7 protein-coding genes and 1 pseudogene are annotated in these 6541 nt (G+C 66.3%); 3 read left to right on the top strand and 5 right to left on the bottom strand.

The features are described 5' to 3' along the window. Positions 1-203, top strand: a pseudogene (locus tag QOI01_RS24215) (acetyl-CoA C-acyltransferase); the annotation flags it as partial. 4 nt (positions 204-207) lie between these two features. Beyond that, a complete protein-coding gene (locus QOI01_RS24210) occupies positions 208-2355 on the top strand; it encodes a 3-hydroxyacyl-CoA dehydrogenase NAD-binding domain-containing protein (protein WP_526385479.1) in 2148 nt (715 codons plus the stop codon). A gap of 61 nt (positions 2356-2416) precedes the next feature. On the opposite strand, the gene QOI01_RS24205 is transcribed toward QOI01_RS24210, so the two are convergent. The 4 genes from QOI01_RS24205 to QOI01_RS24190 form a co-directional block, all read right to left on the bottom strand. Next, a complete protein-coding gene (locus QOI01_RS24205; protein WP_526385477.1) occupies positions 2417-2842 on the bottom strand; it encodes a pyridoxamine 5'-phosphate oxidase family protein in 426 nt (141 codons plus the stop codon). A gap of 10 nt (positions 2843-2852) precedes the next feature. Beyond that, positions 2853-3587, bottom strand: coding sequence for a GAF and ANTAR domain-containing protein (locus QOI01_RS24200; protein WP_526385475.1), 735 nt, complete (start codon positions 3585-3587; stop codon positions 2853-2855). 66 nt (positions 3588-3653) lie between these two features. Next, complete coding sequence (locus QOI01_RS24195; protein WP_526385473.1) at positions 3654-4397, bottom strand: GAF and ANTAR domain-containing protein; 744 nt, start codon at positions 4395-4397, stop codon at positions 3654-3656. 72 nt (positions 4398-4469) lie between these two features. After that, on the bottom strand, positions 4470-4754 hold the full coding sequence (locus QOI01_RS24190; RefSeq protein ID WP_526385471.1) for a hypothetical protein: 285 nt from the start codon (positions 4752-4754) through the stop codon (positions 4470-4472). A 51-nt stretch (positions 4755-4805) separates the two neighbouring features. Here QOI01_RS24190 and QOI01_RS24185 point away from each other — a divergent pair, with 51 nt between their 5' ends. Further along, positions 4806-5795, top strand: a complete 990-nt coding sequence (locus tag QOI01_RS24185; protein WP_526385469.1) for an LLM class F420-dependent oxidoreductase — start codon at positions 4806-4808, stop codon at positions 5793-5795. 4 nt (positions 5796-5799) lie between these two features. Here the strand turns inward: QOI01_RS24185 and QOI01_RS24180 are convergent. Next, positions 5800-6541 (bottom strand): helicase-related protein (locus tag QOI01_RS24180; RefSeq protein WP_526385467.1); only part of this gene is annotated, 742 nt, incomplete at its 5' end.

Raw genomic sequence — 6541 nt, 5'->3', positions numbered from 1 at the left:
TCCAGAAGGACCTGAACATCCCCGACGAGAAGCTCAACGTCAACGGTGGCGCCATCGCGATGGGCCACCCGCTGGGCGCCACCGGCGCCATGATCACCGGAACCATGGTCGACGAGCTCGAGCGCCGTGGCGCCCGCCGCGCGCTCATCACGCTGTGCATCGGCGGCGGCATGGGCGTCGCGACCATCATCGAGAGGGTTTAAGAGCATGGCGGAAAACACGATTCAGTGGGACAAGGATGCCGACGGCATCGTCACGCTGACGCTCGACGACCCCACCGGTTCGGCGAACGTGATGAACGAGCACTACACCGAGTCGATGCACAACGCCGTCGAACGCCTTGTGGCTGAGAAGGATTCGATCACCGGTGTGGTCATCACCAGTGCGAAGAAGACATTCTTCGCCGGCGGCGACCTCAAGGGCATGATCCAGCTCGGCCCGGAGAACGCCGGTGAGGCGTTCGACACCGTCGAGACGGTGAAGCGCGACCTGCGCGCGCTGGAGACCCTCGGCAAGCCGGTGGTCGCCGCCATCAACGGGGCCGCGCTCGGCGGTGGTCTGGAGATCACGCTGGCGTGTCACCATCGCATCGCCGCGGACGTCAAGGGCCTCGTGGTCGGTTTCCCCGAGGTGACTCTAGGCCTGTTGCCCGGCGGCGGCGGTGTCACCCGCACGGTCCGCATGTTCGGCATCCAGAAGGCGTTCATGGAGATCCTGAGCCAGGGCACGCGCTTCAAGCCGGCCAAGGCCAAGGAAATAGGTCTGATCGATGAATTGGTGGGCGCTGTCGACGATTTGGTGCCCGGCGCCAAGGCGTGGATCAAGGCCAACCCCGACAGTCATACCCAGCCGTGGGACAACAAGGGCTACAAGATGCCCGGCGGCACCCCGTCCTCGCCCGGCCTGGCAGGCATCCTGCCGTCGTTCCCCGCGCTGCTGCGCAAGCAGCTCAAGGGTGCGCCGATGCCCGCCCCGCGGGCCATTCTGGATGCGGCCGTCGAGGGCGCGCAGGTGGACTTCGACACCGCCAGCCGCATCGAGAGCCGCTACTTCACCCAGCTGGTCACCGGCCAGGTCGCCAAGAACATGATCCAGGCGTTCTTCCTGGACCTGCAGTTCATCAACTCCGGTGGCTCGCGGCCCGAAGGCATCGGCAAGGTCCCGATCACGAAGATCGGCGTGCTCGGCGCGGGCATGATGGGCGCGGGCATCGCCTACGTGTCGGCCAAGGCCGGGTTCGACGTCGTGCTCAAGGACGTCAGCATCGAAGCTGCCGAGAAGGGCAAGAACTACTCCGAGAAGATCGAGGCCAAGGCGCTCGAGCGGGGGCGCACCACCGAGGAGAAGAGCAAGGCCCTGCTCGGCCGGATCACGCCCAGCGCCGACGCCGCCGACTTCAAGGGCGTCGACTTCGTCATCGAGGCCGTCTTCGAGTCCGTCGAGCTCAAGCACCAGGTGTTCCAGGAGATCGAGGACATCGTCGAACCCAACGCGCTGCTCGGGTCCAACACCTCCACGCTGCCGATCACCGGTCTCGCGGCCGGTGTGAAGCGTCAGGACGACTTCATCGGGATCCACTTCTTCTCGCCGGTCGACAAGATGCCACTCGTCGAGATCATCAAGGGCGAGAAGACCTCTGACGAGGCGCTGGCCCGGGTCTTCGACTACACGCTGGCGATCGGCAAGACCCCGATAGTGGTCAACGACAGCCGCGGGTTCTTCACCTCGCGGGTGATCGGGACGTTCGTCAACGAGGCGCTCGCCATGTTGGGTGAGGGTGTCGTGGCCGCGAGCATCGAGCAGGCCGGTAGCCAGGCCGGGTACCCGGCGCCGCCGCTGCAGCTGTCCGACGAGCTCAACCTCGAGCTGATGCACAAGATCGCCGTTGCTACGCGTAAGGGCGAAGAAGATGCGGGACGCGTCCATCAGCCGCACCCCGCCGAGGCGGTGGTGGAGAAGATGATCGAGATCGGTCGTCCGTCGCGTCTGAAGGGCGCGGGCTTCTACGAGTACGTCGACGGCAAGCGCGTCGGCCTGTGGTCGGGTCTGAAGGAGACGTTCAATTCGGGCACTGCTGATCTTCCGTTGCAGGACATGATCGACCGCATGCTGTTCGCCGAGGCGATCGAGACGCAGAAGTGCATCGACGAGGGCGTGTTGACGACCACCGCGGATGCCAACATCGGCTCGATCATGGGCATCGGCTTCCCGCCGTACACCGGTGGCTCGGCGCAGTTCATCGTCGGCTACGAGGGCGCACTTGGTGTTGGCAAGGAGGCCTTCGTGGCCCGCGCCAAGGAACTGGCGGCCAAGTACGGTGAACGGTTCACCCCGCCGGCTTCGCTCACCAGTTAGTCACGCGCCGCGAGCAATACGCAAAAAAGGGCGTTTCGGGCACTTTTGCGTCTGGTGGGCGTCAGAAGGAACCCATGTCGGCGGACAGCCAGTGCTGGGGCTGCATGTAGATCGCGACGTGGGTACCGAGTTCCTTGCGCGCGAACTCGAGGTACCTGTCGGCGGCCTCTCCGCTGAGGTAGCGCCGGGTGACCTCCTCCAGTTGGGCGTCGGTGCCTGGCTCGATGCGGCTGACGGCGCCGTCGACGGCCACGTAGCGGGTGGTCGGCTCGAGGCGCTCCACCATCAGCGAGAAGAAGCCGTTGGCTTCGATCAGCCGGGCCTTCCGCGAACCAGGTGCCGTCAGGATCCACGGCTCGCCGCCCGGGGCGTACTGGTACCAGATGGGCACCGTCAGCGGTCCGCGTGTGTCAGCGGCGGAGACCGACAAGGCCGCGATGTGCGGCTCGGCCAGAAACTGTTCGCGTTCTTCCTGTGAAAGGGCCATGTCGGCCAGGCTAGTCGCGGCCGGTCGGTCGTTTCAGGATGGCCGTGGTATCTGCCCCGTCGACCACGGCGCGGGCCAGATCGGCGAGACGGCGATTGGTTCTGCGGGCGTGCCCGCGAAGCACGTTGAACGCCTGGTCCATGTCGATCGTGCCGCGTTCGGCCAGCACGCCCTTGGCCTGCTCGATGATCAGACGGGTGTTCAACGCGGTCTGCAATTGCTGGTTGACCACTTCCGAGCGCGTCAGCACCCGCTGATGCAGGATGCCGACCGTCGCCACGTCGGCGAGGGCCTGTGCGACGGTTACGTCGCCGGTGGCCATGGGGCCTGCCTCGCTGCGGAACAGGTTCAGGGCACCGACCCGTTCGTCCCGCAACCGCAGCGGTAGCGCACTCACCGCCCGGAAGCCGTATTCGGCAGCGCGCTCGGAAAAGAGCGGCCACCGTTCTCCCTGGGCATCCAAATCGTCGACCAGCAATGGCTGTCCGGAGCGGTAGGCCTCCAGGCAGGGGCCGATGTCGGCTTCAACCTGCAACAGCTCCAGCAACCTGGTCTGCTCGCTGCTCGAAGCGAACACGTGCAGCTCGCCGCTCGGATCTCCGAGCAGCATGCCCGCCGCGGCGATCGGCAACAACGTCATCGTGCTGTCGATGAGCTGCTGCGCCAGCTCGATGACGTCATAGTCCGCGACCAGCGTGTCCGCCAAGCCAACGAATGCGTTGGCTAGACGCTCATAGCGATCCATCGCATTTCCCTTCCGGCCGAATCGTCCCACGGATGTCGCGGGGGTCAAGGTTCGAGGCTGTAAAACTCACGGAACCACCAATTCTTCGGGATCTGCCTCTGGATCCGGATCGAATCGCAACCGGCGGTTCACCACGGCGTTGGCAACTTCGTTGAGCAGTCGGCCCTCCGCGTAGGCAAACGCCTGCATCCGAACATAGGCCTCGCGGGCGGTGACTCCGAGCTGAGCGACCATCATGCCGGTGGCCTGATGCGCCTCCCTGGTGCTCAGCGGCTGGTCCCACCATGGCCCAAGAGACTCGGTGATCCGGCCGGTGCGGCCGACCGTGAGCAGGATCGCCGTCACCAACTCGGCGACGGCCAATGCGTCGGCGAAGTCCTTGGCGTCCAACGGCGCGGCGTCGGTGCGGTAGAGATCCAGCACTCCCACCCGAATCGCGCCGACCTCCAGCGGCATCGAGTACATCGCGCCGACACCGGACTTGACGGCCTGCGCCGCGAAGGTAGGCCATGGCCCGCTCGGGTCCGAGAGATCGCCGACGATCACCGGACCGTCGGCAGCCACCGCGTCGAACCCGGGACCCTCGCCCAAGGTGATCTGCGCCCACTCCGCCTGCTCGGCGACGCTGTCGCTGGCGCACAGCACTTCGAGGCCGGAGTCGGGGACGTACACGGAGATGGCGGCGCGCTGCACCGGAAGCACCCGAACGCACGCCTCGCAAAGGCGGGCGGGTTGTTCCTGCTCGCTCGCGAGCTGGCTCACCGCGGCCAGGAACCGGGCCCGCGCGCCGTGGGGATTGCCTGCGTTCACGCCGCGCACCTCCAACTCACCGCGTTGGGTGAGTGGCCTCGCCGGTTGCGGACACGTGCACCAACATTGACACTACGGCGAACGATGCGAGGACGACAGCGTGCGATCCGACGTGTTTTCGCGACCGCCGGCCGTCCCCCTGCCCGCGAGTCGCGAACCACCGGCCACGCGCGTCACGGCAAGTTCGCCGTGACCCGACACGGGGGCGCCCGGCGCGTCGACGGTGATCTTGCCGCGCACGATTCCGTCGTCGAACCTGAGGAGTCTTGCCCGCCAGTATGTTTCGTCGCGAAAGGTCGCGTGGATGCGTTCGGCCGTGTTCGGGGATTCGGCAGTCAGGTCGAAGGAGGGCGGCACAATCGCAGGCTACTGTCAGGACGGCGGCAGCACTGCAATAGAGTCGCTGGTATGCGCTTCGGTCTCTTCATTCCGCAGGGTTGGCGACTCGATCTGGTGGACATCCCCACCGCGGACCACTGGCAGGTGATGCGCAACCTCGCGACCTACGCGGACGGCGGGGCGTGGGACTCGCTGTGGGTGTACGACCACTTCCACACCGTCCCGGTGCCGACCGACGAGGCGACCCACGAGGCGTGGTCGCTGATGGCGGCCTACGCGGCGACGACCTCGCGGATCAAGCTCGGCCAGATGTGCACCGCGATGAGCTACCGCAACCCCGCGTACCTGGCGAAGGTGGCGGCCACCACGGACGTCATCTCCGGTGGTCGCGTGCAGATGGGCATCGGCGGCGGCTGGTACGAACACGAGTGGCGCGCCTACGGTTACGGCTTCCCCTCCGCGGGGGTGCGTCTCGCCAGGCTCGACGAAGGCGTGCAGATCATGCGGGACGCCTGGCGAGACGGCAGGGTGAGCTTCGAGGGCAAGCACTATCAGATCGACGGTGCCATAGTCGCCCCGAAGCCGTTGCAGGAGAACGGCATTCCACTGTGGATTGCCGGCGGCGGTGAGAAGGTCACGTTGAAGATCGCCGCCAAGTACGCGCAGTACACGAACTTCACCTCCGAGTCCGAGGGCTTCGTACACAAGTCGAAGATCCTCGAAGACCACTGCGCCGAGGTGGGTACCGACTACGGAGCCATCGTGCGGTCCGCCAACTTCAACGCCGTAGTCGGATCCTCGGAGGCCGACGTGGCCGACCGCATCGAGAGGATCCGCGCCCGTCAGAGCGCCAAGGCGAACCCGGAGGCGGTCGAGGTCATGCTGGCGACCATGAGTTCGCCCGACTCGGCCAGCGGCACGCCGGAGCAGATCGTCGAGAAGCTGGGCAGGATGCGCGATCTCGGCTGCGAGTACGCGATCCTGTACTTCCCGGAGGCCGCGTACGACCGTTCCGGTATCGAACTGTTCGAGCGCGAGGTCATTCCGGCGTTGACCTAGACCGTCATATCGCCGGGCCCAGAAGGTCGTCGGCGTCCTTGATGACGTACCCATAGCCCTGCTCGGCGAGGAACCGCTGTCGGTGCGCGGCGTAGTCGGCGTCCAGACTGTCGCGGGACACCACCGAGTAGAAGATCGCGCCACCGCCGTCGGCCTTCGGCCGCAGCAGCCGGCCGAGCCGCTGCGCCTCCTCCTGACGCGAGCCGAACGTGCCCGAAACCTGCACCGCCACACTGGCTTCCGGAAGGTCGATGGAGAAGTTCGCGACCTTGGACACCACCAGTGTCTGGATCTCGCCGATCCTGAAGGCCTGGTACAGGGACTCGCGCTCCGCGGTCTTCGTCGATCCCTGGATGACGGGGGCGTCGAGTTCGCGCCCCAGTTCGTCGAGCTGGTCGAGGTAGGCGCCGATCACCAGGGTCGGCTCGCCCACGTGACGGGCCAGGATCGACTTCACCACCGCTATCTTGGTGTGCGCCGTCGAGCACAGCTTGTAGCGTTCCTCCGGCTCGGCCGTCGCGTAGATCATCCGCTCGTTCTCGGTCATCGTCACGCGGACCTCGATGCACTCCGCAGGGGCGATCCACCCCTGCGCCTCGATGTCCTTCCACGGGGCGTCGTAGCGCTTGGGCCCGATCAGGCTGAAGACGTCACCCTCGCGGCCGTCCTCGCGGATCAGCGTCGCGGTGAGCCCGAGCCTGCGTCGCGACTGCAGATCGGCCGTCATGCGGAACACCGGGGCGGGC

The organism is Mycobacterium sp. (assembly GCF_032162605.1).
Lineage (GTDB): Bacteria > Actinomycetota > Actinomycetes > Mycobacteriales > Mycobacteriaceae > Mycobacterium.
Note: the sequence above shows the minus strand (reverse complement) of the source record. Positions and strands in the feature narration are given on the sequence as shown.